Origin of the sequence: Protofrankia sp. CiP3, assembly GCF_917627345.1 — a bacterium.
In the GTDB taxonomy this organism is placed as follows: Bacteria; Actinomycetota; Actinomycetes; order Frankiales; family Frankiaceae; genus Protofrankia.
In genome coordinates this window covers 2,903-28,968 of sequence record NZ_CAKJTM010000002.1, presented here as the reverse complement: position 1 = coordinate 28,968, position 26,066 = coordinate 2,903, and the positions used below count along the sequence as shown (strand labels likewise).

Below are 26,066 nucleotides of genomic sequence, written 5' to 3'. Positions count from 1 at the left end.
TGGCATCCGGACGAGTCCTGTTCCGCGTTCCGCTGTCAACCGGATATTCGGTATTCATGATATTTGGACCGTTTTATAGTGATAGGTCGGTAATATTTTGGTTGCTGACAGTAATATATCGACTGGATGAAGTGTTTCGCTAAACATCTCTTGTGACGGCGTAGGGCGGTAACCTCCTGTGCCACTACAGGGCCAACCGGACGAACCACTGGGCGACAAGCCGGGATGGCTGCCGCGGATCCTTCGGCGGCCTGACGCGGGCCGGGGCGGCGTGCCACGGTCGATTCGGCGGCGGTCCGCGGGGACGTTCGTGGGGCGGGAGACGAGAGGGCAGCCATGGTCATCTATGTGTACGATTTCCACCAGGGAAACAAGGAGCTGAAGGATCTTCTTGGTGGCAAGGGAGCCAATCTTGCCGAGATGACGAAGATGGGCCTTCCCGTCCCGCCCGGCTTCACGATCACGACCGAGGCGTGTCGCGAATATCTTGCGCATGGCAGGGAGCCCGACGCGTTGCGCGACGAGGTAACTGCGCACCTGCATTCCCTCGAGCAGGCGATGGGAAAGAGCCTGGGGCAGGCGGACGACCCGTTGCTGGTGTCGGTGCGGTCAGGCGCGAAGTTCTCGATGCCGGGAATGATGGACACCGTTCTCAACATCGGGCTGTCGGACGCCTCGGTCGCGGGCCTCGCCAAGCAGTCGGGTTCGCAGCGTTTCGCCTGGGACTCCTACCGTCGCCTGTTGGCGATGTTCGGCCAGACGGTCCTCGGCGTGGACGGCGAGCTGTTTGGCCAGGCCCTGGACGCGGCGAAGAAGGCACGGGCGACCACCAGCGATCTCGATCTCGACGAAACCGACCTGCGGGGCCTGACCGAGACCTTCAAGACGATAATTCGGGACCAGACCGGCCGGGACTTCCCGCAGGATCCCCGGGAACAGCTGGATTCCGCCATCCGCGCGGTCTTCGAGTCCTGGAACGGCGGGCGCGCCCGTCTCTACCGCCGGCAGGAGCGTATTCCGGCGGATCTCGGCACCGCGGTCAACATTGTTGCCATGGTGTTCGGCAACCTGGGTATGGACTCGGGTACCGGGGTGGCTTTCACCCGGGATCCGGGCAACGGTGAACAGGGCAGCTACGGCGACTACCTACAGAATGCCCAGGGCGAGGACGTCGTCGCGGGCATTCGCAACACCCTGCCGCTCACGGCGTTGGCGTCCATCGACCCACCGGCCTACGCTCAGTTGCTCGCGATAATGACGACCCTGGAACAGCACTACCGGGACCTGTGCGACATCGAGTTCACCGTCGAGCGCAACAAGCTGTGGATGTTGCAGACAAGGGTGGGCAAGCGTACCGCGGGCGCCGCCTTCCGGATCGCGACCCAGCTTGTGGACCAGGGCCTGATCAGCATGGACGAGGCGGTGACCCGGGTCACCGGCGCCCAGCTCGCCCAGCTGATGTTCCCCCGGTTCGGGCCGGCCCGGTCGGCCGAGAAAATCGCCCAGGGCATGAACGCCTCGCCCGGAGCGGCCGTCGGCCAGGCCGTCTTCGATTCGCACCGGGCCGTGGAGCTCGCGGCCGCCGGGACGCCGGTGATTCTGGTGCGCCGGGAGACCACCCCCGACGACCTGGACGGCATGATCGCCGCGCAGGGTGTGTTGACATCGCGCGGTGGGAAGACTTCACACGCCGCCGTAGTCGCCCGCGGTATGGGCAGGACCTGTGTGTGCGGGGCAGAGGAGATCGATGTCGACACCCGGGCCCGCCGGGCGGTCGCGCCGGGCGGCGTCGTCATCGGCGAGGGGGACGTGATCTCGATAGACGGGTCTTCCGGCGCCGTCTACCTCGGCGAGGTGCCGGTGGTGCCCTCGCCGGTCGTCCAGTACTTCGAAGGGACGTTGCTGGCGGACGGGAGCGACCCGCTGGTCGACGCCGTGCACCGGATCATCACCCATGCCGACGAAGCCCGCCGGCTCGGCGTGCGCGCCAACGCCGACACCGCTGACGACGCCGACCGGGCCCGCCGGTTCGGCGCGGCAGGCATCGGGCTGTGCCGAACGGAACACATGTTCCTGGGCGAGCGCAGGCAGCTGGTCGAGCGGCTCATCCTCGCCGATGACGACGAGGCCAGACAGGCCGCCCTGCTCGAGCTCCTCCCGCTCCAGCGGGACGATTTCGTCGCGATCTTCACGGCGATGGACGGGCTGCCCGTCACGGTCCGCCTGATCGACCCCCCGCTGCACGAGTTCCTCCCGGATCTCACCGAGCTTTCGGTACGGCTGGGCGTTGCCGCCGCTACCGGCCAGCCGGTGACGGATGGTGATGCCTCGCTGCTGGCCGCGGTCCGCCGGCTGCACGAACAGAATCCGATGCTGGGCCTGCGCGGGGTGCGGCTGGGGCTGCTGATCCCGGGCCTGTTCGCCCTGCAGGTGCGAGCGATCGCCGAGGCGGCCGTACGCTGCCGCCAGGCTGGCGGAGATCCACGCCCGGAGATCATGGTGCCGCTGGTGGCCACGGTCCAGGAGCTGGAGGTCGTCCGTGAGCAGGCCGAACAGGTACTGCGGACGGTTGCGGCCGAGACCGGAGTGGACGTTCCCGCATTGATCGGAACGATGATCGAGGTGCCGAGGGCCGCGCTGACCGCGGGCCAGATCGCCGAGGCCGCCCAGTTCTTCTCGTTCGGCACGAACGATCTCACCCAGATGGGCTGGGGCTTCTCCCGGGACGACGTGGAGTCCTCCTTCTTCTCCCGCTACCTCGATCTGGGGATCTTCGGCGTCTCCCCGTTCGAGTCGCTGGACCGTGATGGAGTCGGCCAGCTTGTGCGTATCGCGGTCGAGGCGGGGCGCGCGACCCAGCCGAAGATCAAACTGGGCGTCTGTGGAGAGCATGGCGGAGACCCCGACTCGGTGCACTTTTTCCATCAGATCGGTCTTGACTACGTTTCGTGTTCGCCATTCCGGGTGCCGATCGCTCGGCTGGAAGCTGGCCGGGCCGCCATCCTCGACCGTGCCGAACAGACGGAAGCCAGGTAGGGCGTGTCCACAGGATCTTAGTGCGACCGACGACCGACGACCGACGACCGACGACCGACGACCGACGACCGGGGACCGGGGACGCGGCGTCGCGGGGCTGGGGGGGCACGCACCTCGCGTCATCGCTCCCATCCATCGCCACACGATGGATGGGCACCCCGGCTTGCCGGTCGCCACCCGGCACCTCTGGTGACTGCCCGCGCCGCTTTGCGTTGCCCACGCACCAGCCTTGCTTCTTGATCCACACGCCTGTTGCCAGGCGCTCTTACCAGGCGTGGCCCAGCCGGGACGAAGGTACTCCCCGCCCCGCGAACGTCCCGCGCAGAGTGCCTGTTCGTCACCGTCGTGAACTTCTGTCGCTGATACCGTTCGGGGCGGTGGGACCCGGGGTAGGGCCCTGGCTGTCGAGGAACAGCCGACCAGCCGGGGTGGCGGGGACTCACGTACGACACATCGTGACTGCGACACATCGTGACTGCGACCTGGCCAGCTGGGCCTGTCCTTGATTACTCTCGCCCGCGACAGGTAGTCATGACATGTGGTCAGCCACGGATATGTAGTCAGGTGTGCCGGACTGCTGTGCACGGCAGCTACCCATACACAGATACGCAGGCGTATTAGGAGGCTGGCGTGGTAACTCCCGTATCCGAGGTCGTGATTGACCCGACCGATTTTGATCAGATCCGGGAACTGGCTCAGCAGCTGCGGGTCGACTCGGTCCGATCGTCGACATCCGCCGGTTCGGGCCACCCGACATCGTCGATGTCAGCCGCGGATGTGATGGCGGTTCTGCTCGGCCGACACCTGCGGTATGACTGGGACAAGCCGGACGATCCGGCCAACGATCACCTGATCTTCTCCAAGGGGCACGCGTCCCCGCTGCTGTACGCGATGTTCAAGGCCGTCGGCGTGGTCTCCGATCACGAGCTGATGACCGGATATCGCCGTTTCGGTCACCGCCTGCAGGGCCATCCGACGCCGATCCTGCCATGGGTTGACGTGGCAACCGGCTCGCTCGGGCAGGGCCTGCCGGACGCGGTCGGGGTGGCACTCGCCGGCCGGCTTCTTGACCGGCTCCCCTATCGGGTGTGGGTGCTGTGTGGCGACAGCGAGATGGCTGAGGGCTCGATCTGGGAGGCCTTGGACAAGGCGGCCTACTACCAGCTGTCGAATCTGACAGCGGTCGTGGATGTCAACCGTCTCGGCCAGCGCGGTTCGACCGAGCTCGGCTGGGATCTTGATGCCTACGCCCGCCGGGCTGAGGCGTTCGGCTGCCAGGCGCTCACCGTCGACGGGCATGACATCGCCGCGATTGACAAGGTCCTGACCGAGGCCGCCGAATCCGACCGGCCGGTGGTCGTGTTCGCCCGCACTCGCAAGGGGGAGGGTTTTTCGGAGATCGTCGATGCCGACGGATGGCACGGCAAGGCCCTGCCGCCCGACATGGCCGAGCGCGCGATCGCCGCCCTCGGTGGCGAACGCAACCTGCGCGTGCGGGGGCCGGTGCCGTCGGCGTCCATCCGGCGGCCGGCGCAGCCCGCGCCGGTCGCTGTTGAGCTGCCGGCCTACCCTCTCGGCGCGAAGGTCGCTCCCCGCAAGGCATACGGCGAGGCGCTCGCCGCGCTCGGCGCGCGGCCAGCGGTGGTCGCCCTGGACGCCGAGGTCAGCAACTCCACCCATGCCGAGGACTTCGCCAAGGTCTACCCGGACCGGTTCTTCGAGATGTTCATCGCTGAGCAGCAACTTGTCGCCACGGCGGTGGGGCTGTCGGTACGTGGTTACATTCCATTCGCTTCCACGTTCGCCGCGTTCTTCTCGCGCGCCTATGACTTCATCCGGATGGCCGCAATCTCGCAGGCGAACATCCGGCTGGCGGGATCGCACGCGGGTGTGGAGATCGGTCCGGACGGTCCGTCGCAGATGGCGCTGGAGGACCTCGCGATGATGCGGGCGGTGCACGGTTCGACCGTGCTGTACCCGAGCGACGCGACCAGCGCAGCCAAGCTTGTTGAGATCATGGCGGATGTGGACGGAGTCAGCTACCTGCGTACGACTCGTGGCGCCTATCCGGTGCTCTACGGAGCGGACGAGTCCTTCACCGTCGGAGGTTCGAAGATCCAGCGCCAGTCGGACGCGGATGCCGTCACCCTGATCGGCGCGGGAGTCACCCTGCACCATTGCCTGGAGGCCGCGGACATGCTCGCGGGCGAGGGCGTCCCAGCACGGGTGATCGATCTCTACTCGATCAAGCCGGTGGACGAGGCCGCTCTGGTGGCCGCCGCACAGGCGACCGACGGCCGGTTCGTGGTGGTCGAAGATCACTACCCCGAGGGCGGCCTCGGCAGCGCGGTGCTGGAGACGCTCGCCGCGGCCGATGTGCCGGTGCGCCTGCGGCATCTGGCTGTTCGCGAACTACCGGGGTCGGGCACACCGACCGAGCTGCTGGACGCGGCGGGAATCTCGGCGAGCCACATCGCGGCGGCGGCCCGCGCGCTGCTGCGCTGATCTCCACTCCACAGCGCTGGATCTCCCCAACGGCACCACGGTGCGTTGGAACAGCACGAGGCTCCCCCGCTACCGGCATCCAGGTAGCGGGGGAGCCTCGTTCGTCCTGTACTGCCTGGTCAGTCGTCGGAGCTGCTGGGAGCCGGGGCTCCCCCGAACATCATGTCGCACATCGTCAGGTAGAGCCGGTCCGGCCGGGGCAGGAACTGGATTTTCGACAGAGCCTGGTCCTGCCCGGCCGATTCAACGATGAACTCGCCGTACCCGAGAAGCCGACCCATCGGGTCTCGGTTGTAGGTGAGATCTGTCACTTTTTCCAGCGGCATGGTCTGCACCTTGCGGAAAAAGATGCCCGAGACCTTCATGAGGCGTTTGTCAGTGATCATCAGGTGGTCGACATGCCAGTCGGCGACCCGCCACAACATGCGCAAGATCATGAAGAGGGCGAACCACCAGGGGAGTGAGGCGATGCCCCCGCCGACTTTCAGCCCGTCGAGCAGGACCGTGAGCAGGACAGCGAGCACGATGGAGCCCAGCGTCTGCAAGAAGATGGGCAGCATGATGGCCCAGTGCATGCGGACCATCATGACCAGCCGCTCACGGGTGGCGAGGTACTTGTCGTCCCTGGCAGTGGGGTCGGGAATCCTGATTCTCACCAAGGTCGCCGCCACCGTCTCCTGGATTGCACCGGCAGTTCGCGCCGTGTCACAGAACTGTGTCGGTCACGAAGTTGGACAAGCCGTGTCCAGCAGATTGTAGGCCGTCGATAGCTCGATTGATGATGCTCGCCGCACTTTCAGGGGCGGTGACAACGAAAAAGATGACAAACGCGATGAGACCGTATCTGACGATCTTGTCCACGGCGGGCCTCCGGGCCGAAGTTGGGACGGCTGACCACAAAGTATCGCCGCTTCGCACCCCGGACGTGTGGAAATCGTGCCTATACGCTCGGCGCCGTGGCCGGTGAGTGGTACGAAGCGTCCGACGTGGTCCGTTGGGGCGAGGAGCGTCAGAAGAGTACACCCGACGATCGAACCTGGTTCGAGCGGGACCGCGCGCGTGTCCTGCACTCCAGCGCACTGCGCCGGCTGGCCGGCAAGACACAGGTCGTCGGCCCGCTCGACGACGACTTCCCGCGTACCCGGCTCACCCATTCGCTGGAGACCGCACAGGTCGGCCGGGGACTGGCCCGTTCCCTCGGCGCGGATCCGGACCTGGTCGACGCCGCCTGCCTCGCGCATGACATCGGGCATCCTCCGTTCGGTCACAACGGCGAGGCCGCGCTTGACGCCGCTGCCCGTGGCTGTGGGGGTTTCGAGGGCAACGCCCAGAGCCTGCGTGAGCTCACCCGTCTCGAGGTCAAGATCGTGGATGTGCACGGGCGCGAAGCCGGGCTCAACCTCACCCGCGCCACCCTCGACGCGGCCCTGAAATACCCGTGGCCGAAGCGGGGCGATACGCCCAAGTTCGGTGTCTACGCCGACGACATGGCGATTTTCAGCTGGGTTCGCGATGGCGCGCCGGCTGGCCGGCGATGCATGGAGGCGCAGCTCATGGACTGGGCTGATGACGTTGCGTACAGCGCGCACGATCTGGAGGACGGTGTCGTCGCCGGTCTGATCGACCTGGGCCGGCTGGCGGACCCCGGGCAACGGGCCGATCTCGTGGCCGCGACCGCGGCCCGCTATCCGGCGGCGCCCGAGGCCGCGCTTGACGAGGCCTTGGAGCGCCTGCGGCGGCAGCCCTGGTGGGTCGCGGGGCCGGTGACCACGCCGACGGCGCTGCGCGCGGTGCGGACGATGACCAGCGAGCTGATCGCGCGGCTGTGCGTCGCCGCGGTCACGGCCACCCGCCGGCTGCACGGCGAGCGTGCGCTCCGCCGCTACCACGCGGACCTGATCCTGCCCCCCGCGACGGTCGCCGAGTGCTGCCTGCTCAAAGGGGTGACCGCGCGCTTCGTCATGGACCGCCGCGACGCGCATGACCGGCAGCGGCGCCAGCGCGAGGTCATCGCGGAGCTGCTCGCGCTGCTCGTCGTGCGGGCGCCGGAGGCACTCGACCCGCTGCTGCGCCCGGCCTGGTCCGCCGCCTCCGATGACGCCGCCCGCCTGCGGGTCGTCGTCGACCAGGTGGCCCGTCTGACGGACGCGAGCGCCGTCCGGCGGCACGCGCAGCTGACTGGCCGTTCCTGGCCGGTGACCCTGTGACGGCGGGTGACACAGCCCTGGTGACGGCCGGCCCCGTGCCGCTGCCCCCGGCCCGTGTTGCCGTACCCGGCGGACGTGACTGTCGCTGTTTGCGCACCGCGTGCTTGGAAGATCGGCACTCTGGCGCGTTGACAAGTATCATCACGGGGGAAAGGGCGGACCCGCGGGGGCGGTGGCAAGCCGGTGGCATCAGCTGAGGGGCGGCGGCCCCGGTGTGACGCCGGCACCCCGCCCGGGATGCAGGGAGGGACGTGTGGCCGGACGCATCCGCGACGCAGACGTCGCTGCCGTGCGTGATCGCTCACCGATTGCGGACATCATCGGTGACTATGTGCAGCTGCGTCCCGTCGCTAGTGGCCAGCTGCGCGGCCTGTGTCCGTTTCACGATGAGAAGACCCCATCGTTCAATGTTCGTCCGCAGGTCGGTGCCTATCACTGTTTCGGGTGCGGCGTCGGCGGCGATGTGATCGCGTTTGTCCGGGCGATCGATGCCCTGTCGTTCCCGGAGGCGGTGGAACGCCTGGCCCGTCGTGCTGGGGTTACTCTCAGCTATGAAGGCGGTGGGGTGACCAGCCGTGTGGTCACCAGCCAGCGCCAGCGGCTCCTTGACGCCCACCGGGCGGCGGCGGACTTCTACACCGAGCGGCTGGCATCGGCTGAGGCCCGTGAAGGCTGGGAGTTTCTCGCGGCGCGGGGCTTCGATCAGGAGGCGGCGTCGCGGTTCGGCGTCGGCTATGCGCCAGCGGGCTGGGACACCCTGACCCGTCACCTCATGGGCCGGCACTTCACCGCCGCGGAGCTCGTCCTCGGTGGCCTGGCGAAACAGAGCAGCCGCGGGAGACTGATCGACAGGTTTCACCGAAGGCTGGTGTGGCCGATCCGTGATCTCGCGGGAGACGTCGTCGGCTTCGGCGCCCGTCGGCTCGCCGCCGACGATCCCGGGCCCAAGTACCTCAACACCCCTGAGAGCCCGCTGTTCAAGAAGGCCAGCCTGCTCTATGGCGCGGACCTCGCCCGGCGTGAGATCGCGCGGCGGTATCAGGTTGTGGTCGTCGAGGGTTACACCGACGTGATGGCCTGTCATCTCGCCGGCGTGCCGACCGCGGTCGCCTCCTGCGGCACCGCGTTCGGCAGTGAGCACGTGACGGTGTTGCGGCGGCTGCTGATGGACCAGAGTGAACACCGCGGTGAGGTCGTGTTCACGTTCGACGGTGACGAGGCCGGCCGCAAGGCCGCCATCCGCGCCTTCGAGTTCGAGGAGCGGTTCGTCACCCAGACCTTTGTGGCGGTCGAACCGTCCGGGCTGGACCCGTGCGATCTGCGGATGGCGCGGGGCGACGGGGCTGTTCGTGATCTTGTCGCCGGCCGTGTCCCGCTGGTGGAGTTCGCGATTCGCGGGAAGCTGGCCGAGTTCAACCTCGACACGACCGAAGGGCGGCTGGCGGCGCTGGACGCGTCCGCACCACTGATTAACAGGCTGAAAGACCGGGGCCTGCGGCACCGTTATGCGGTTAACCTTGACAACTGGCTTGGTTTTCTGGACGAGGAGTTCGTGGTGCGGCGGGTCGCTGAGCACTCCGCACGTGTCAACGGGGGTGACGTGTCCCGTGCCGGCTCCGCCCGCCCGGCGCGGCTGCGCCCACGCGACGCCACCGCGGATGACGCGGTCGTGGCGGTCGAACGGGAGGTGCTCAAGGTCGCGCTCCAGTATCCCGGCCTGGCCGGCCCCGCCTTCGACACGTTGCCGGCCGAGTTGTTCACGGTTCCCGCGCATCGCGCTGTCCGTACGGCCATGATGACGGCCGGTGGTGTATACGCTGGGCTGTCAGCGGCTGGTGATGTCGCGGGCTGGGTTTCCCTGGTGGCCACGGCGGCCGGGGAGGACGCGCTCCGGCGGTTGGTCACCGGGCTTGCCGTCGAAGCCGTGTTCTGCGACCGCGATGTCGACGACAGGTACGTCGATGAGCAGCTGTCACGTATACAGGAGTTGCATGTGACCCGTCGTATCACGGAGCTGAAGTCGCGTGTGCAGCGGCTCAACCCCGTGACCGACGCCGAGACGTTCAAGCGCGCATATGGTGAGCTGATCGCCTTGGAACAGCACAAGCGCCAACTCCGGGAACGGGGCCTGGGTGCCGCGTAACCTGGGTCGATCCCGAGAAGGAAGTGACGAGATTCCGCCCATGAGCAGTCCAGCCGTCCTACCGCGCGAGGCCCAGGTGGACGAGGTCAAGGACCTCATCACCAGGGGCAAGGAGATCGGTTTCCTCACCACTGAGGACGTCACGGTCGCATTGCAGGCGGCCGAGCTGCCGCCGGAGCAGACCGACGCCGTTCTGCAGGTCCTCAACGACGAGGGCATCGAGATCCTCGAGGCGGGTGGAGAGGACGCCGACGAGGCCGACCTGCTCGCCCGGCGTCGCCGTGAGGAGGAGGAACTGGCGCTCAAGGCGCCGACCTCCGATCCGGTACGCATGTATCTCAAGGAGATCGGCAAGGTTCCGCTGCTGACCGCGGAGGAGGAGGTCGACCTCGCCAAGCGTATCGAGGCCGGTCTGTTCGCCTCCGAGAAGATCGCGGCAGCCACCCGCAAGACCTCTCCGCAGATGCGTCGTGATCTTGAAGCGATTGAACGTGATGGCCAGGTTGCCAAGCGTAAGCTTGTAGAGGCGAACCTGCGTCTTGTCGTGTCGATCGCCAAGCGCTATGTGGGTCGCGGCATGCTGTTTCTGGATCTCATCCAGGAGGGCAACCTCGGTCTGATCCGCGCTGTGGAGAAGTTCGACTACACCAAGGGCTACAAGTTCTCCACCTACGCCACCTGGTGGATCCGCCAGGCGATCACCCGGGCTATCGCCGACCAGGCACGCACTATCCGTATCCCGGTGCACATGGTCGAGACGATCAACAAGCTGATCCGCATCCAGCGACAGCTGCTGCAGGACCTCGGGCGCGAGCCGAGCCCCGAGGAGATCGCCAAGGAGATGGATCTCACACCCGACAAGGTGCGCGAGATTCTCAAGGTCTCCCAGGAGCCGGTGTCGCTGGAGACTCCCATCGGTGAGGAGGAGGACTCCCACCTCGGTGACTTCATCGAGGACTGCGACGCGGTCGTGCCGGTGGACGCGGCCAGCTTCATCCTGCTGCAGGAGCAGCTTGACTCGGTCCTGCACACCCTCTCCGACCGGGAGAAGAAGGTCATTCAGCTGCGCTTCGGGCTGACCGACGGGCATCCGCGCACGCTGGAGGAGGTCGGCCGGGAGTTCGGGGTTACCCGCGAACGGATCCGGCAGATCGAGTCGAAGACGCTGTCCAAGCTCCGCCACCCGTCCCGCTCCCAGAAACTCCGCGACTACCTGGAGTAGTAACCGGCTTCAATCTCCGCTGATTCAGGATTTGGACGATCAGGTTTTCGCGCCAACGGTCGTCCGTTGGCGTTGGCCCAGTCAACCTGGATCTGCGCGGTCGTGGCCGCACAATTGAGAGTCGGCCTACGCACTGGCGACGGCCCGCTGTGGCCTGCTGCCATAGCAAGGTGCACGTCCAGGATGACTGGGCCGCGCTGATTCATGATGATTATCGCTGTGCCGGAGGACGGACGATGCGAAACCGATTTTCGGTGGACACGAGCGTGTGGACAGGCCGACTATCGGTGCTGAGGGACTGTGCTTCAGCTGGTCGAGGTGCTCAGGCGGCTGCGGGCCTGTGATTCGGGCGAAGGTGGTATGTCGTGGACAGCGATGGCGGGAGCGCACCCAGGGCCCGGACGGCCGGTCGGTGGCGGCAAGGCGGTGGGAGCTTGACCCGTGTTTGCCGTCGTCAGTGCTGATCGTCTCGCGTTGATCGTCTCGCGCTGATCCACATCCGGACACACGCAAGGGCCCTCTGCAGAAGGGCGTTCGGAAACGTGACCGCCAGATCGAGGTCTGTCATAGACCACTCGTGGAATTCTCAGGAAAGAAAAAATTTTCGGTATTCAGGTTACAATTTCTGAGCCGAGTTCTTGAGATGGAACGGAGACAGCACGACGGCGGTGGTACCACAACGCCTCCCCGACTATGAGCGCGGCCATTGTCGACAGCACATTCATCCAGGCGAGACCGATCATCGTCGGTTCAAATACCACGCCAACGGCGAAGCTAACAGCGCCGACGCCCTGCGAAACGGTTGCCGCCCGCTGCCCCATGACACCGATCAGACGCCATGTGCAGCCCTGGAGGCAAAAGACGGCAACGCCGCCAAGAAGGAGCACCTGTGCCACCGGCACAGCCTGCACATAGACAGTACCGAAGACCAACGGAAGCACGGTAGGTGCGAGAGCACAGCCAACAAGCGCAGCGGCAGCGACCGCCAGGGCCCCGTGGATGTCGATACCCGGCGAGCGGCCCGCAAGGCCCCGGAGCGCATTTGCGGTGCCCAGGAATCCGAGCACCTGACCGACTGAGACGCCGACGGCATACCAGCCAACCTCATTTTGGGTCAGCAGCAACGGAGCGAGCAAAAGATCGAGTCTGCTGTTCAGGTACTGCAAAGCAGTACATAGCTGGATTTCCCTTGCCACACGTGACAATCGCTGTGAAATTGTTGCGCGGCGTGCCCTCGTCCACGGTCTGGGTAGGGTTGGGCCGAAGAAGAGGGAGATGAACGATGAGCAAACGAGACAGCCTACCACCATGATCTCGCCATCATGGTTCAGGGCCTTGGGTATGGTAGCCAGGAGAGCGACGAGCATGAGATAAAGGAGCGGCTGGACCAAGCGGACACCCAGGTAGCGTCGGTGATTTCTCGCAACGATCAGAAGGCCGTATTGGAACTCCTGTAGCGTAGTTACCATGACGAGTATTAGAAACAAGGGGACAAGGATCGGGAAAAGAACAATCCCAAGTATGCTGGCAGCGATCAATGCGGCAGCAGTGGCTGGCCGCATAGTACTGGCCGCCAGTACGGCGAGTTGTCGGAGACGCGCCGGATCATGATCGGCCTGAATATCTTTTCCGATGACGACGATTGCTTTATCGACAGAGAGAACACCAATCCATCCTAGGAACTGCCCCCACGCGGCGAATGCTGCGACTGTTCCTCGTCCGCTGGGCCCGAGAAGGCGGGCGATAGTGACCCCAGCCGCCATGCCGAGAAGTTGCGCCACAAATAGCAAAGCGTCTGTATTCCGACTGTCCAGGATTGCGGAACGGGATATCTCATCCGGTTTTCCAGAATTTTCCCGGTCTTTCACGAGAACTTTTCCGCCGGTGTGCAAGACAACCGCTGCGGTAGTGCTGGCCCCATTGGGATCATCTCAGTCAAGCAGCCGATCATCAGCCCAATGCGATGGCGGGACCGACGATGCGCGGAAGGACGTCCTCCGATCTGACATCTTCCGATCTCCCTCCCCACGGTAGAGGCTCTGCTGGACGTTGGGCCCGTGCGACGAAAACACGGGTATACACACCGCTGCCGCGGCTCCCTGTTTCTGCAAGGTTCCATACAGCAAGGCCGCTGCTGATCATTTTCCACAATGCTGCTCGCGCGGCGCTTGTCGCGCCGTGGACATAGGGTCCACACTCACGAACCTCGAATTCCCTGAGGCCAGCTACCAGGAGTACGTGGGCAAGACTGGCTGGATCGAATCCTGTCTCGTGGGTGAAGTCGTGATATCGATGCATACCGCCCCAGGGCGACTCCGCGTTCGGCGTCTGGAGTATGACCGTTCCGCCAGGTCGCAACGCCTTTCTCACGAGGTCAAGAAATTCAATGATTTCCGCCTTGTGGAGATGTTCGATGATATCGAAACCGGTAATGAGATCAAACTCTCCAGTATGGCTGGAAAGGTAGTCCAGAACATTCTCGCACTCGACGTCGGGCCAGACCTTTCGCGCCACGGCGGCCTGTTCGGGGCTTACGTCAACTCCGCTGATGTTGTGGTATCCGGCTTCCCGGAGAAGATAGAGAAGGTTGCCGTGGCCACAGGCCACGTCGAGACAACGCGCTTCCCGGCTGCTCGGCAGCCAGCCACGCAGGCGACGTCGGCAAGCAGCTGCCCAATGCTCATAGTTGGCCTCGGTCGAGTCAAGAAGGTGTGGAAGCTTCTCGCTGGTGTACCGGGCGTATATACGGGATCGATAGTCGGATTCTATGCCTACCGGCACAACAGCTCCATTCCGTTCTTCGGTCGGTGATCAGCGCGAACCGCTGGGCGGCGCGAGGCCATTATGGATCCACCGAAGAGCACGCGTGCGGCAACACGCCGAGCAAGCGCGCGGAAGGTGCAAATATTCGAGAATATTCAAATTTTCAGTTCATCTATCATTTTTGGTCCTGTATTGGCCAATAAAAGAACTCTCGTCCTGTTTATACTCTTGGCGGAGTAGATCTTGTCGGTTTTCGGGCCCGCTGGGCAACAGGCGATGGTCAGGCTCAGCATAGATCAAGTGCTTCAGTTGCCTGTTACCACGGTGTCAGTACGTAGATCCAAAGCCGGCAAGCGGTTGCCTGAGTGTGGCGACGGTAGAAAATAACGTAAGGCAACTACGATGCGCAATATGCCGTACACTTTGAGTCGCAATAGGGAGGCTGTCGCATGCCACGGGCACTGATCACCGGCATCACCGGCCAGGATGGCCTCTACCTGGGTGAGTTGCTGAGCGACAAGGGATACGAGGTATTCGGCCTCGTTCGCGGACAGTCGAATCCGAAGATCGCAATGGTCGAGAAGATGCTGCCGGGGATCCGGCTGCTGGAGGGAGACTTGACAGACCTGCCATCCCTCATCGGGGCAGTCGAAATCGCACAACCGGACGAGGTCTACAATTTGGGCGCAATCTCGTTCGTCGGGCTGTCGTGGCGACAGGCGGAACTGACCGGCGAGACAACCGGCATCGGCGTCCTGCGCATGTTGGAGGCGATCCGGATAGTCACTTCGGACGAAATGGCTCGAATCCGTTTTTATCAGGCATCGAGCTCGGAAATGTTTGGCAAGGTGCGGGAGACCCCGCAGCGCGAGACAACACCGTTCCACCCGCGCTCGCCGTACGGGGTTGCCAAGACCTTTGGCCACTACATCAGTATTAACTACCGTGAATCATACGGCGCATACGCCGTGTCTGGCATTCTTTTCAATCATGAGAGTCCGCGGCGCGGCGTGGAGTTCGTGACCAGGAAAATCAGTCGCGGTGTGGCACGGATCGCGCTGGGCGTGCAGGAAAATATTACACTCGGCAATCTTGACGCACGCCGCGACTGGGGTTTTGCCGGCGACTACGTCGACGCCATGTGGCGGATGCTCCAGCGCGACACCCCCGAGGACTACGTTGTCGCTACTGGCGAGACGCACTCGATCCGTGAGCTTCTTGACACAGCGTTCGGCCACGTCGGCATCGATGACTGGAGCGCATACGTCATCCAGGACCCGCGATTCCTACGTCCGGCGGAGGTGGATGTGCTTGTCGGTGACGCGAGCAAGGCGCGGGATGCGCTCGGCTGGCGACCAGCCGTCGGATTCGAGGCTCTCGTCCAGATGATGGTGGATGCCGACCTCGCCACCGAACGCAATAACCTCGAGCGTGAGGAAGCCATGCGTCACAGGGCGTCCCGCCACTGATCTGACTGGCACTGACCGACTTGATTGTCCCAGGCCGGCCCACCTGCCGACTCAACCCCGGTTACCGCAACGGGATCGAGTCGGCGACCTGCCCGTCGTCGGCCCTGCACAGATGCGGGGCCGGCCGGGGTTCGGGCACGGCACCGGACGGCGCTGTGGTACCCAGAAGGAGCCGACACGCCTGCTCGGCGTAGGCTGCTGGTTCAGTCGCCGTCCGCGCCCAATCCCGGGCACGTTGGCCGGCTTCGGCGAGACGTGTGGGGTCGGACAGCAGCCGCAGTACCAGATCGGCGAGGGCTGCCGTGGACTCCTCCGCTGGCGACCAACCGGTCAGCCCGGAAATATAGGCATCGGCCGAGCCGCCGGAGAACGGGGCGACGACCGGGCAACCCGCAAGCTGCGCCTCGACCAACACGATGCCAAAGCCTTCCCCGCTGGACGGGGGCTTTACCCGGGTACGAGTACACAGGGCAAACAGGTCCGCCTTTGCGTAGAGCTCCGCCAACTGGGAATCGGACGGTGAGACCCGCAGGTCGCCTTGCGTACGAGCAAGCAGCTCGACCAGTTCGGAAGGGGCGGGCCCCTGCCCCGCCACGATCAGGCGCACTTCGCCGAGTCTCTCCCGGACCTCTTCGACGGCTCCGGCCAGCTCCACCAAGCCTTTTCCGCGCCAATCCGATAGCCGACAGACGGACAGCACAATCGGTACGTGGTCCGTGCTGGACTGCCGGGGGACTTCCAGCAGGGTCCGCCGCCACAGCGGGTCGATCCCCGGTGGGAGGACAGCCGGGAGACCGAGAGACAGCAGGGCACCCGCGCTGAAGCTACTGATTGTCAGCGGACTCGCCCCTGAGAACCGGGTGAGCAGCATCCGACGCAGTGACGTGGTACCCCAGATGTCGGCGCCGTAGAACGTGACGAACGAGCGGCGCGGACGGGCGCGTGCCGCTACCGGGACGGCCACCGGGATGAGGGCAGGATGCCCTATCAGGAGGCACCCGACGGGTGGATGCCTCCGAGCGGCGGCAAGCGCACGAGCAACGAAGGTCGCTTTGACAGCCGGGGTAGGGCGGCGCTCCGGCGTGAGTAGGTCCACTCGCCGGACCTGAGCACCCGACCCCTCGAGCGCTCGGACAACGGTAGAGAGATACCGCTCGATACCGCCACCGAGTCCAAGCGATGGTGCGAGCAGCAGCACGTCGCCAGCCTGGTCAGATGACCCTGCCAGTTGATCATTACGTACAGGATTTTTCACATCACCTATTGTGCCCGAGAAGTACGTTGGGTCGGCTGCACCGACGCGCTAACCTCGGAAATGCTCATAATTCTGTTCCTATTTTAGATAGATTCTAATGGTGCACGTTCGGGAACTGGAACATGTGCGGACGAGCAGACGCGGCTGCCCTGTGGGGAATGAGCTCCACCCAGCAGGCTACTTGGGCCCTTGGTATGACCGGCGCGGCGCGGTTCTGGCATTTGGCAAGCAGGCTGCTACCCTGAGTACTCATCTGATCAGTCGTAGACGCCTGTCCACCGTTCTCAGCAGGATCAGCGCATTCGAGCACCGTTGCCGCAGTCGTTGTGGTATTTCGGCCAGCGTTCCTACCAAGAAGGAAGGGAATGTCCGAAAATGTTGCCCGGTATCAGGTGGCAGCAACGCGGACCGAGGTTGCCTCGTACCCGGACGCGGCGCCCTTCTCCCCTGATACGGCATATCCCGAGTACATGCACGATCACCTCAGCACCAGCGAGAACCCGGTCTACGCTGGGGTTCGCCGAGTACTGGCACTGGCCGGGATGGACGCCGCGCACGTGGAAACGGCCCGTTGGAATCCACTGGGCGATTTCGTCGGACCGGGCGGAACGGTCGTACTCAAACCAAATCTGGTGCGGGAGCGCCATCCGCGCGATGCCGGTGGATGGCGTTACGTACTCACGCACGGCTCGGTGGTCCGTGCCGTCGCCGACTATGCCTTCGCCGCGGTCGGGTCCGCTGGACGGGTGGTCGTCGCTGACGCACCACAGACCGATTCGTCATTCTCCGCGATCATACACATACTCGGCATGGACGACCTGCAGCGTTTTTATCGGGAACGCGGATTCACGTTGGACCTGATCGACCTACGGAAGGAGGAATGGACGACGGTCGATGACGTTGTCGTGGCCAGGCACCGCCTGGCGGGTGATCCCGGTGGCGAGATATCCTTCGACCTCGCCACGGCCAGCGAGTTTGTCGGTCATAGCGGCACCGGCCGCTACTATGGTGCTGATTATGACAGCCGCGTGGTGAATTTTCACCACCGTGGAGGTCGGCACGCGTACCTGCTGTCCGGTACCGTGATGCGATCTGACCTCGTGGTCAACCTCCCGAAGTTGAAAAGTCACAAGAAAGCTGGGATCACGCTTGGGCTCAAAAACCTCGTCGGGGTCAACGCTGACAAGAACTGGTTGCCGCATCATACGGAGGGTCGGCCTGACAGCGGCGGTGATGAGCATCCCAGCCGGAATACCCGGCACTCCCTTGAGCGGGCTGTTGCGACCAAGCTCCAACGGGTGGCGCTGGCCGCCCCTCGCCTGGGTGGCGGCATATTGCGAGTTGCTCGGCGTGGCGGCAGCCAGGTGTTCGGGGACGGTGACAGCGTCGTGCGCAGCGGCAACTGGTGGGGCAACGACACGGTGTGGCGCATGTGCCTGGACCTGAACAAGATCGTGGAATATGGCCGTGCGGATGGCACGGTGGCTCACACCCCGGACCCGAACCGGCGACACATCGTCCTTGTGGATGGGGTGATCGCGGGTCATCGCAACGGTCCGATGAACCCAGATGCACTTCCCTCCCGCTTGCTCGCCTGCGGGACGACCCCCGCAGCCGTTGACGCGGTTGTTACATACCTGTTTGGCTTCGACCCGGATCGGATACCGGTGGTCCGCCAGGCGTTCATGTGTCGAAGCCTTCCGTTGGCCGCTGGTAACTGGCGTGAGATCCAGGTCGTTTCCGATCACGATCCGTGGAACATCCGTCTCGGGGCGCTGCCGGTCGAGGCTACTCTGCATGCCGAACCACACTTCGCCTGGAAGGGGCACATCGAACACGAGCCGCGTCCGGCAGCGCATCGATGATGACTACCTCGTTGTTCGGATCACGGGCCGCGGCCACGGTATTCGCGGCTGCGTACACCAGCCCACTCGTCCAGGCACACCTTCGTACACTCGCCCGGTTGGAAATGGCCGACGCGGCCGAAGTCCGGGAGTGGCAGCTGGCCCGGCTGAGCAGGTTTCAACACAGATGGCTTCGATCGGTGCCCTACTACCGGGCACGTCCAGAATACCTGCACGGTTCGCTTGATAACCTTCCAATACTGACCAAGGAGGCGGTTCGTCAGGTTGCCGGATCCTTCGCCCATCCACGAGTGCCGGCTCGGCGGGTCACCACCGGCGGCACCGGCGGACGGCCTCTCGATCTCAGAATATCCTACCCGTCCTTTTTCACCGAGTGGGCGCATATCGCGTACGTGTGGGGTCGGGTGGGTGTACGGCCAACCGACCCGAAGATCACTTTTCGAGGTGGCAGCCTCGGTGAAGGTTTCGCCGGTCGTCCTATCCTGTTCCAGCCTACGTACAACCAATTCCTGGTCTCACCATTCCATTTGTCTGATCGAACGTTCGCCGAACTCCTGGATCGGCTTCGGGACTTCCGGCCTGTGGCGATCTGGGGGTATCCGTCGGCCGTAACGCCCTTCGCGCGTTGGGTGGCGCGGACCGGACCGTACCCGGAACTAAGCAGAATCCGGGCAGTTCTACTTGCCAGCGAGGGCGCCTTTGACTGGCAGTTGCCGCTCTTGCGTGATGTCTTCGGGGCCCCTGTGGTGCGCTGGTACGGGCAGAGCGAGAAAGTGGTGTTCGCAGGCGAGTGCCCGCGCCGGACCGGCGTCTATCATGTCACGCCTACCTATGGCGTAGCCGAGATCGTCGCTGGCCGAATCGTCGGAACCGGAATGACAAACGCCGCCATGCCCCTCGTGCGTTACGACACCGAAGATGGAGGGACGCTCCAGTCTCCGGATTCCGAGGGCGCACGGTGTGTATGTGGTTCACCATTCCCCGTACTGACCGAAATTCGCGGCCGGTGGGATCAGTCCTTGGTCTACGGGGCCGATGACGAACCGATCTCCACCGCTGCCCTGAACTTCCACGACAGCGCATTCGCAGTCTTCGACAGGTTCCAGTTCCGGCAGGAACGGCGTGGCGAGGTGGAACTGCGTGTCGCCGCAGCCCGGCAACCAGCGACAAACGACCTGTCCCGGGCCCACCGCCTGCTACAGGACCGGGTCGGCGACCGGCTCGCGGTGTCTGTCACCGTTGTCTCTTCGGATGACATCGTGAGCCGGCTGGGAAAGACTGTAACAGTTGATCAACGCTACCGACCGGCTCCCGCCCAGGACCAGGGTGATGCACTCTGACACGGTCTGCTTGGTCAGGCTGCAGCGGTTTCGAGGGATTTTTCGACATTCTCGCCCACATCAGCCGGATCTTGCGAGCGCGCCAGGAAAACCAGGCTATGCCAGTCAGCCTACGACGTAATATGGAGATCTACTGGTGAATGCCAACCATCTTGCCGAAGAATTTGCACAGCTCGTACGGGAGCTTCCGTCGGCCCTGCACGATGTTTCGATGAGGGACATACGAAGGCAGGTTTTCCACGTCTCGACCGTCGCGGCCCTAGCCCAGGGCGGTCGGGTCTGTGACATCGGCGGCGGCGTTGGCCTATTCTCTCTCGGCTGTACCATAGCGGGTCTCGAGGCCGTCCTTGTCGATGATTTCGCGGACCCCATCAATGCAGAGCTCGGCGACGGGGTGCTTGACATGTATCGTGCACACGGTGTGAAGGTCCTCCGCCGGGACGTGATCGAAGAGGGCTTCAGTGCGGAGCCGGAAAGCTTTGACGTTATCACCAGCTTCGACAACATCGAACATCTGCACCATTCACCGAAGACCCTGCTGCATGAGGTGAAGAAGGCCCTGCGTCCGGGGGGATGGTTCTTTCTGGGCGCACCGAACTGCGTCGACCTCAAAAAGAGGGTTACGGTGCTTCTAGGCCGAGGAAAGTGGTCGGGAATGGCAGACTGGTACGAACAGCCGCGCTTCCGGGGGCACGTGCGGGAGCCCGATTCAGACGATCTGCGGTATATCGCGCGAGACATGGGGCTCGTGGATGTCCGCATCGAAGGTCGGAACTGGAACGGTTACAGCGACAGACGTCGCTGGGTGCGTCGATCCATCGGTTATCTCGACCCGCTGCTGCAGCGACGGCCTTCGTTGTGCAGCGACATCTACATCATGGGGCGGCGGGAATGAGCGACGGACCGTCCTGGCTGCCGCTGGTCCCCAAATAGATCTGAAGAAAACGAGCTCATCGCAGTAGGTGGGATTCAGAGTTGAACATGGCAGTCTCGATGTACTCCGCGTTTGACGAGGCGAATAGGTGACACGGGCCAGGCGCCTGGGGCGGGAAATGCGGATTTTTTTCTTCCCAACAGCCACGCGATTGGCAGCTGCGGATACGCGCAATGGATTCATATGCATACGTGGTCAGCGGCACACCTGGCAACTGCTGCCTCGGCCGGAAAGGAATCAGGCATGTGCGGAATCGCGGGCGTAGTCGACGCCGAGAAGGATCGGGCGGAACATCGGGTCGCCGCACTCATCAGGATGCAACATCACCGCGGACCTGACCACAGCGCGGTCATGTATACCCAGTCGCTCACGCTCGGCATTGCCCGACTTGGGATTATCGCACCAGCCGACGCCGGTAACCAGCCCCTGTTTTCGGTCGGCGGAACCATCAGTACCGTCTTTAACGGAGAGATCTACAATCACCGCGAGGTGGCTCGCTGGTTGGGGCTAAGCGACACGCGTGGAAGCGACGGGCGGGTCATCCCGCAGCTTCTCGAGGATCACGGATCCCACGAACTGTGGCGGCTGAGGGGCATGTACGCGTTCGCCGCCGCGGACGTACAACGGCAGCGGATCTTGCTCGCCCGTGACCCTCTTGGTATAAAACCACTCTACTGGCGCCGGCTGTCAGATGGGACCGTCGCCTTCGCCTCGGAGCTACGGGCGCTTGCCGCCATAACACCCCACGGGTCCATGCGGGCTGCGGCGGTGGCTCGCTTTCTGCATCTGGGCGCCTTGGGTGGTAACGAATCACCGTTCGATGGCATCCAGGCTGTGCCGGCAAACACCTGGATCGAGATCGATGCATCCGGCGAACGCGCACGAGGAACCATCGTCGGTCCCGACCGGCTCGGTGGTCCACTCCCGCTCGGCGCACCCGAGAGAAATGCCCCACTGCGCACAACTCTCCTGGACGCCGTTGCCGTCCACCTTGGCGCGGATGTACCCACCGCTCTCCTGTTGTCGTCGGGTATCGATTCTGCCGCGATCGCGTGGGCCGCGCGGGAGCTCGGAAGCACGCTGACCTGTCTGACGATTGCACCAGGGCCGCGGCAGGGTGAGGCTCCGGGAGCCGCGGCGATCGCCGCGGCTTTCAGTCATCATCACCAGGTTGTGACCGTTGGTGGCGATCCCCTGGACATCGAGTCATTCTTTGGTCACATGCAGCGGCCGTCGATCGACGGATTGAACACGTGGATCGTGTGCCGGGCGGTACGGGACCACGGCTTCAAGGTCGCGCTTTCCGGGCTCGGTGGTGACGAGGCGTTCGGCGGCTACAGCCACTTTCGGCAGCTTCCAGCCTTGCCGGTTCTCCGCGCGCTCGATCGTCTTCCCGCAGGGCCACGGCGGTGGGTGGACCAACAACTTGACCTGCTTCCAGCGCGTGTTCCGGCCAAGGCAAAGACACTCGTCGCGCTTGGCGGTCCACGGAGTGTGTGGGAGTTTGATCTCCTACATCGGTCGGTCTGGCCCCTCGAGCGTGCCCTTGCCGGCGCCGGTCTCGTCGGCACTGTGCCGGATCATGTTCAGCCCCCGGAGGGGCTGGGCGATGGCTGCTCGTCCGCCGCTCTAACCCGGGCTGAAGTGGAGAGTTACCTCAGCGCGACGCTTCTACCAGACGCGGACGGATTTTCCATGGCCAGCTCGGTGGAGCTACGTGTCCCGTTTGTGGACCGGTGCGTTCTTGCCGCGGGGCTGCGCGCCGCGGAAGACGGTCGGGTCGGAAAAATACGATTCGCCCGCGCTGTCGGCGACCGTCGTCTGCTTCGAGCCGCACGCGGGCCCAAGCAGGGCTTCACCGTCGGGGTTCAACAGGAAATGGACGCTGGACCGCTCTCAGTCTATGTCCGGGCGCTTGCGGATCCGACGGCTGCGGTCTGGAGCTATGTCGACCCGGTGATCGGCCGCCGAGTACTCGAAAGCAACAGTCGTCGTTGGGCGGAGATCTGGGCCATCGCATCGTTGAACGCGTGGCTTGAATCGCTCGAAAGCGACAAATTTGATCACTAGGTAGACCATCTATCAATGCGCTCAAGAGCAGGCGCGCTAGCAGCCGGCAGGGACGAAAAAATGCCATGACAGGCCGCCACGAAAATCTGCTGATGCGGATGACCAACGACACCCACCATCTTTCCCATGGTGTAGCCCGCCAAAGAGAAGCCGATCGACCTGGCGACACTCCAGAGCAGTGGACACAGGAGCTCCACCCTCCTCATGGAATACGATACAGGGCATAGTCGGGAAAGTGGCGAGGAGCCTTCGTGAAATTCAAGTCGCATCGTAGCGCGGCACAGCCCATCGACAGCGTCCAGGTCGGCAATCGGGACTGGTGGACGAACAACCCGATGACCTACGACTGGCATGGGATGTCCAGCTCTGAGCCGATGAGTCGCGAATGGTTTGATGAAATGGATCGCCGATGGATCGAGGCAAGCTTCCCGTTTCTGTCCAAACGGCGGCCTTTCGACCAGATCATGCCGGATTCGCTCGATGGTAAAAGGGTACTGGAGATCGGCTGCGGAATGGGGCTGCACACCGAGGAACTTATAACTCGAGGTGCGGATGTCACCGCTGTGGACCTGACGGAGACCGCTGTCACCGCAACAAAGTCGCGGCTGGCCGTGAAGGGGCTGACTGCCCGCGTGCAGCAGGCGGATGCCGAGGAACTGCCGTTCGGCGCCGGCGAGTTTGACTTCGTATGGTCGTGGGGGGTGATTCATCACTCGTCGCGGACCACTCGCATAGTCCGCCAGATAGCCCGTGCCTTGTCAGCACAGGGGGAGGCGCGGGTAATGGTCTATAACCGTGACGCTCTCGTGACCAAAATATTGCTGGCCCGTTATTATATTATTGGCCTGGAGTTTCGCCACCGGAGCGCTGACGAAGTCCTCTGGGAGCATACTGACGGCTTTATGGCGCGATACTTTCATCGCGAGCAGTTCGAGGACCTCGGTCGAGGGTTCTTCGAGGAGGCTCGTACCTCAGTCCTGGGACAGGAGTCGGACGTCATCCCGCTGCCACGGCAGCTGCGCCGCCACGTCTCGGGCTGGTTGAGCAACGAACGCAGGGTGGCCGCCGCGGCAAAGCGGGGCACTTTCCTGTTCACGATTGCAAGGAATCCGCTGAGTCGTTGAAGCGGCCTCGGTGGGATGTCGTCCGTCACTGCTTGTCCCGTCAATATCGATGGCGACTCTGCGATCAACGATCGGAGGTTGCCAAGTAAAGGTAGATGTCGAATGATCCGTGTAGCGATCGATGCATCGTCAGCAGCGACCGGTGGTGGAATTTCGTACCTACGCCACATCCTGCCACGCCTTGCCCAACACGACATGCTCGAAGTCGGCCCGATTCTGGCTCGTGTCGAGCGGCCGCTGGTCGCGACCGCGATTCCGCCTGAACTACATGTCATACCCGCGTCCGGGCGTCTTGCAGCGCGCTCACGCACATGGCATGAGGCAGTAAAAAGCGAGCGTATCGATGTGGTCTTCGCACCGACCGAGATATCATTCTGTAGCTACGACAACTTGACCCCGCCCCTCAATTGACCCGAATGGCCGTTGGCGGGTGATTTGCCTCAAAAAGACAGCATCCCACATCGACTGCCGCCGTTCTCCGTTCAGATGTCCGGCGTGTTGCCTACCAGCTACCCGAGCCGGCGCATCTGATGATTTATAATAACCGTGTGCCGTACCGCCATTCGTGGTGGCTTTCTACCGGAGAAATGAAAGGAGTCGCTGCCGGGTGAAAATAGCCTCGGACTATCGAGCCCATATTGACTCCAGTGCGGATCATCGTCCTGCATTGCAGCGGTTCGTCGCCTGTTCCGGGCACGTGACCGCCGTTGAGCGTCCTGGTGTCCACAGCCAGGTATCCCTCATTGTACGAAGCTGGCCTTTTCTTGTCGTGGTGGCAGCATTCGGACCATATCTCACCGTCGGAGTCAGGACGGAGCAGGTGATGGTCTACGGCTCTCTGCTGTTGGCCATCCCGTTTCTTGTGTCAAAATTGAAGTTTGATGATCCACATGCATGTGTCGCGATCCTGTGGGCCTCTCTTCTTCTTCTGGTTATTGTTAATGCGAGCCGAGTACCAGTGCCCGGCAAGTTTTTCCCAGGTAACCTGCTGTCCGGCGTCGACAACTACCTCTACCCGCTGGCGGTGCTACTTCTGGTTGCATGCTGGCTGGCGGTGGGACATAAGCGACTTAGGCTACTAAATGTAGTCAGTCAGGTTTTTGTAGTTATGGTATCCCTCAACGGGATCATAGCTTTTGCCGGTCTTTTCAGTAATCCAACCAATCAGTTGCAGAGGTTCTGGGGATATTCTCCGGCCACTCTTGAAACGACGGTTGCTGTACGTGCCCTCGACAACGGTCGACTGACGGGAATCTTTGCTCAACCAGCTGAGGCCGGGGTCGCCTACTCCCTCGCGCTTCTTGCAGCCGTTTATCTTTTCGGCCGACACGGCCAAGACCGTCCGGTTCTTCTCGGACTTGCAGTGACACCTGTTCTCGTCGGTGGAGTCCTGAGTGTTTCGAAGATTTTTTTGCTGGTTGGTCTGCCACTAGCAGTGTGGCAGGCAATGGGACAAGGGCAGCGAACACGGCGACTACTGGTCCTCGGCTGCATCGCCGGGTTAGTTAAGATTTTTTCTTCCCAGTTCGATATCCCGCAGTGGCGAGGCTCCTGGATGCTGGCGTCGCTCTTCGGCGGTACCGGTAGTACGAGCGTGGAAAGTAAATATACAGCGGGACGACTGAGCTCTAACGGTTCTTTCAGTGTAGCATTCCAGTATGTCTCGGAAACTCATCCATGGTTTGGCTACGGGGCCAGCGGTCTTGCCATTCCGTACGACAGTTCATGGATTGAGATGATGGTGGTCGGTGGATTCATCGGTGTGGCAATTTTTTCCTTCATGCTGGTTATACTGATTTACAATTGGCTTAAAGGGAGGCCTGCGCGGCGGACTCCAGAGCGATCGTTCGCCACTGCGGTCCTACTTCTGAGCATGGCAGCAACAATGGGTATCCCTGCATTTACGGCGAACCGGGTCGCGCTGTTTATCTGGATTTTTCTAACTCTTCTTATACTGGTTGACGAGCAATCAGAACTTGGCCTCAAAGGGTCAGCGCACCGTGCATGAATCACGTCACATACGATATGCCGTGGATTCCACTGACCAAGGAGATCAAAGTGCGCAGCGAAGCGCCTACCACAGCGGACCGCGAAGAGATTTCCCATGGGATCACCGAGGGTTTATCGGGACCC

18 protein-coding genes are annotated in these 26,066 nt (G+C 63.3%); 12 read left to right on the top strand and 6 right to left on the bottom strand.

The features are described 5' to 3' along the window. The first annotated feature begins 336 nt into the window (after positions 1-336). Together ppdK and MJ797_RS00915 are read left to right on the top strand one after the other, a co-directional pair. Complete coding sequence (ppdK, locus tag MJ797_RS00920) at positions 337-3,036, top strand: pyruvate, phosphate dikinase (protein ID WP_239330280.1); 2,700 nt, start codon at positions 337-339, stop codon at positions 3,034-3,036. Positions 3,037-3,666: 630 nt separating this feature from the next. After that, the gene (locus MJ797_RS00915) at positions 3,667-5,541 is read left to right on the top strand and encodes a transketolase (protein WP_239330277.1); all 1,875 of its coding nucleotides are present in this window, start codon (positions 3,667-3,669) and stop codon (positions 5,539-5,541) included. Positions 5,542-5,660: 119 nt separating this feature from the next. Here MJ797_RS00915 and MJ797_RS00910 read toward each other — a convergent pair whose 3' ends face one another. Together MJ797_RS00910 and MJ797_RS00905 are read right to left on the bottom strand one after the other, a co-directional pair. Next, on the bottom strand, positions 5,661-6,200 hold the full coding sequence (locus MJ797_RS00910; RefSeq protein WP_308127769.1) for a PH domain-containing protein: 540 nt from the start codon (positions 6,198-6,200) through the stop codon (positions 5,661-5,663). 46 nt (positions 6,201-6,246) lie between these two features. Continuing rightward, the gene (locus MJ797_RS00905) at positions 6,247-6,402 is read right to left on the bottom strand and encodes a hypothetical protein (RefSeq protein ID WP_239308370.1); all 156 of its coding nucleotides are present in this window, start codon (positions 6,400-6,402) and stop codon (positions 6,247-6,249) included. Positions 6,403-6,497: 95 nt separating this feature from the next. Here MJ797_RS00905 and MJ797_RS00900 point away from each other — a divergent pair, with 95 nt between their 5' ends. From MJ797_RS00900 to MJ797_RS00890, 3 genes are all read left to right on the top strand, one after another. Continuing rightward, a complete protein-coding gene (locus MJ797_RS00900; RefSeq protein ID WP_239330274.1) occupies positions 6,498-7,748 on the top strand; it encodes a deoxyguanosinetriphosphate triphosphohydrolase in 1,251 nt (416 codons plus the stop codon). A 253-nt stretch (positions 7,749-8,001) separates the two neighbouring features. Next, positions 8,002-9,891, top strand: coding sequence for a DNA primase (dnaG, locus tag MJ797_RS00895; RefSeq protein ID WP_239330257.1), 1,890 nt, complete (start codon positions 8,002-8,004; stop codon positions 9,889-9,891). Between the two features lie 40 nt (positions 9,892-9,931). Beyond that, positions 9,932-11,113, top strand: coding sequence for an RNA polymerase sigma factor (locus tag MJ797_RS00890; RefSeq protein ID WP_239330237.1), 1,182 nt, complete (start codon positions 9,932-9,934; stop codon positions 11,111-11,113). Between the two features lie 611 nt (positions 11,114-11,724). On the opposite strand, the gene MJ797_RS00885 is transcribed toward MJ797_RS00890, so the two are convergent. Together MJ797_RS00885 and MJ797_RS27325 are read right to left on the bottom strand one after the other, a co-directional pair. Beyond that, complete coding sequence (locus MJ797_RS00885; protein WP_239330234.1) at positions 11,725-12,981, bottom strand: hypothetical protein; 1,257 nt, start codon at positions 12,979-12,981, stop codon at positions 11,725-11,727. An 82-nt stretch (positions 12,982-13,063) separates the two neighbouring features. Beyond that, positions 13,064-13,894 carry a class I SAM-dependent methyltransferase gene (locus tag MJ797_RS27325; RefSeq protein WP_374581108.1) on the bottom strand — a complete coding sequence of 277 codons (831 nt, stop codon included), beginning with the start codon at positions 13,892-13,894 and terminating at the stop codon, positions 13,064-13,066. Between the two features lie 431 nt (positions 13,895-14,325). On the opposite strand from MJ797_RS27325, the gene MJ797_RS00875 reads away from it, so the two are divergent. Further along, entirely contained in the window at positions 14,326-15,345 is a 1,020-nt protein-coding gene (locus MJ797_RS00875) for a GDP-mannose 4,6-dehydratase (RefSeq protein WP_239330228.1), read from the top strand. Positions 15,346-15,406: 61 nt separating this feature from the next. On the opposite strand, the gene MJ797_RS00870 is transcribed toward MJ797_RS00875, so the two are convergent. Further along, entirely contained in the window at positions 15,407-16,441 is a 1,035-nt protein-coding gene (locus MJ797_RS00870) for a glycosyltransferase family 4 protein (protein WP_239330225.1), read from the bottom strand. Positions 16,442-16,965: 524 nt separating this feature from the next. Here MJ797_RS00870 and MJ797_RS00865 point away from each other — a divergent pair. From MJ797_RS00865 to MJ797_RS00855, 3 genes are all read left to right on the top strand, one after another. After that, on the top strand, positions 16,966-18,465 hold the full coding sequence (locus MJ797_RS00865; RefSeq protein WP_239330222.1) for a DUF362 domain-containing protein: 1,500 nt from the start codon (positions 16,966-16,968) through the stop codon (positions 18,463-18,465). Further along, on the top strand, positions 18,465-19,805 hold the full coding sequence (locus MJ797_RS00860; RefSeq protein ID WP_239330219.1) for a phenylacetate--CoA ligase family protein: 1,341 nt from the start codon (positions 18,465-18,467) through the stop codon (positions 19,803-19,805). The genes MJ797_RS00865 and MJ797_RS00860 overlap by 1 nt, the downstream gene beginning before the upstream one ends. Before the next feature lie 136 nt (positions 19,806-19,941). Continuing rightward, positions 19,942-20,700 (top strand): bifunctional 2-polyprenyl-6-hydroxyphenol methylase/3-demethylubiquinol 3-O-methyltransferase UbiG, encoded by a 759-nt coding sequence (locus tag MJ797_RS00855; protein ID WP_239330216.1) that lies wholly within the window; start codon positions 19,942-19,944, stop codon positions 20,698-20,700. A 276-nt stretch (positions 20,701-20,976) separates the two neighbouring features. Here MJ797_RS00855 and MJ797_RS00850 read toward each other — a convergent pair whose 3' ends face one another. Further along, positions 20,977-21,222 carry a hypothetical protein gene (locus MJ797_RS00850; RefSeq protein ID WP_239330936.1) on the bottom strand — a complete coding sequence of 82 codons (246 nt, stop codon included), beginning with the start codon at positions 21,220-21,222 and terminating at the stop codon, positions 20,977-20,979. Here MJ797_RS00850 and MJ797_RS00845 point away from each other — a divergent pair. The 3 genes from MJ797_RS00845 to MJ797_RS00835 all read left to right on the top strand — a co-directional run bounded on the left by MJ797_RS00845 (position 21,118) and on the right by MJ797_RS00835 (position 25,941). Continuing rightward, positions 21,118-22,809, top strand: a complete 1,692-nt coding sequence (locus MJ797_RS00845) for an asparagine synthetase B (RefSeq protein WP_239330892.1) — start codon at positions 21,118-21,120, stop codon at positions 22,807-22,809. The genes MJ797_RS00850 and MJ797_RS00845 overlap by 105 nt on opposite strands. Positions 22,810-23,060: 251 nt before the next feature. Further along, the gene (locus tag MJ797_RS00840; RefSeq protein WP_239330213.1) at positions 23,061-23,933 is read left to right on the top strand and encodes a bifunctional 2-polyprenyl-6-hydroxyphenol methylase/3-demethylubiquinol 3-O-methyltransferase UbiG; all 873 of its coding nucleotides are present in this window, start codon (positions 23,061-23,063) and stop codon (positions 23,931-23,933) included. Positions 23,934-24,540: 607 nt separating this feature from the next. Further along, complete coding sequence (locus MJ797_RS00835) at positions 24,541-25,941, top strand: O-antigen ligase (protein WP_239330210.1); 1,401 nt, start codon at positions 24,541-24,543, stop codon at positions 25,939-25,941. Positions 25,942-26,066: the final 125 nt, after the last annotated feature.

Excerpts from the sequence above, each read along its gene's own strand:
- ppdK (WP_239330280.1), top strand. The coding sequence starts at position 337 with ATGGTCATCTATGTGTACGATTTCCACCAGGGAAACAAGGAGCTGAAG.
- MJ797_RS00890 (WP_239330237.1), top strand. The coding sequence starts at position 9,932 with ATGAGCAGTCCAGCCGTCCTACCGCGCGAGGCCCAGGTGGACGAGGTC.
- MJ797_RS00875 (WP_239330228.1), top strand. The coding sequence starts at position 14,326 with ATGCCACGGGCACTGATCACCGGCATCACCGGCCAGGATGGCCTCTAC.
- MJ797_RS00865 (WP_239330222.1), top strand. The coding sequence starts at position 16,966 with ATGTCCGAAAATGTTGCCCGGTATCAGGTGGCAGCAACGCGGACCGAG.
- MJ797_RS00860 (WP_239330219.1), top strand. The coding sequence starts at position 18,465 with ATGACTACCTCGTTGTTCGGATCACGGGCCGCGGCCACGGTATTCGCG.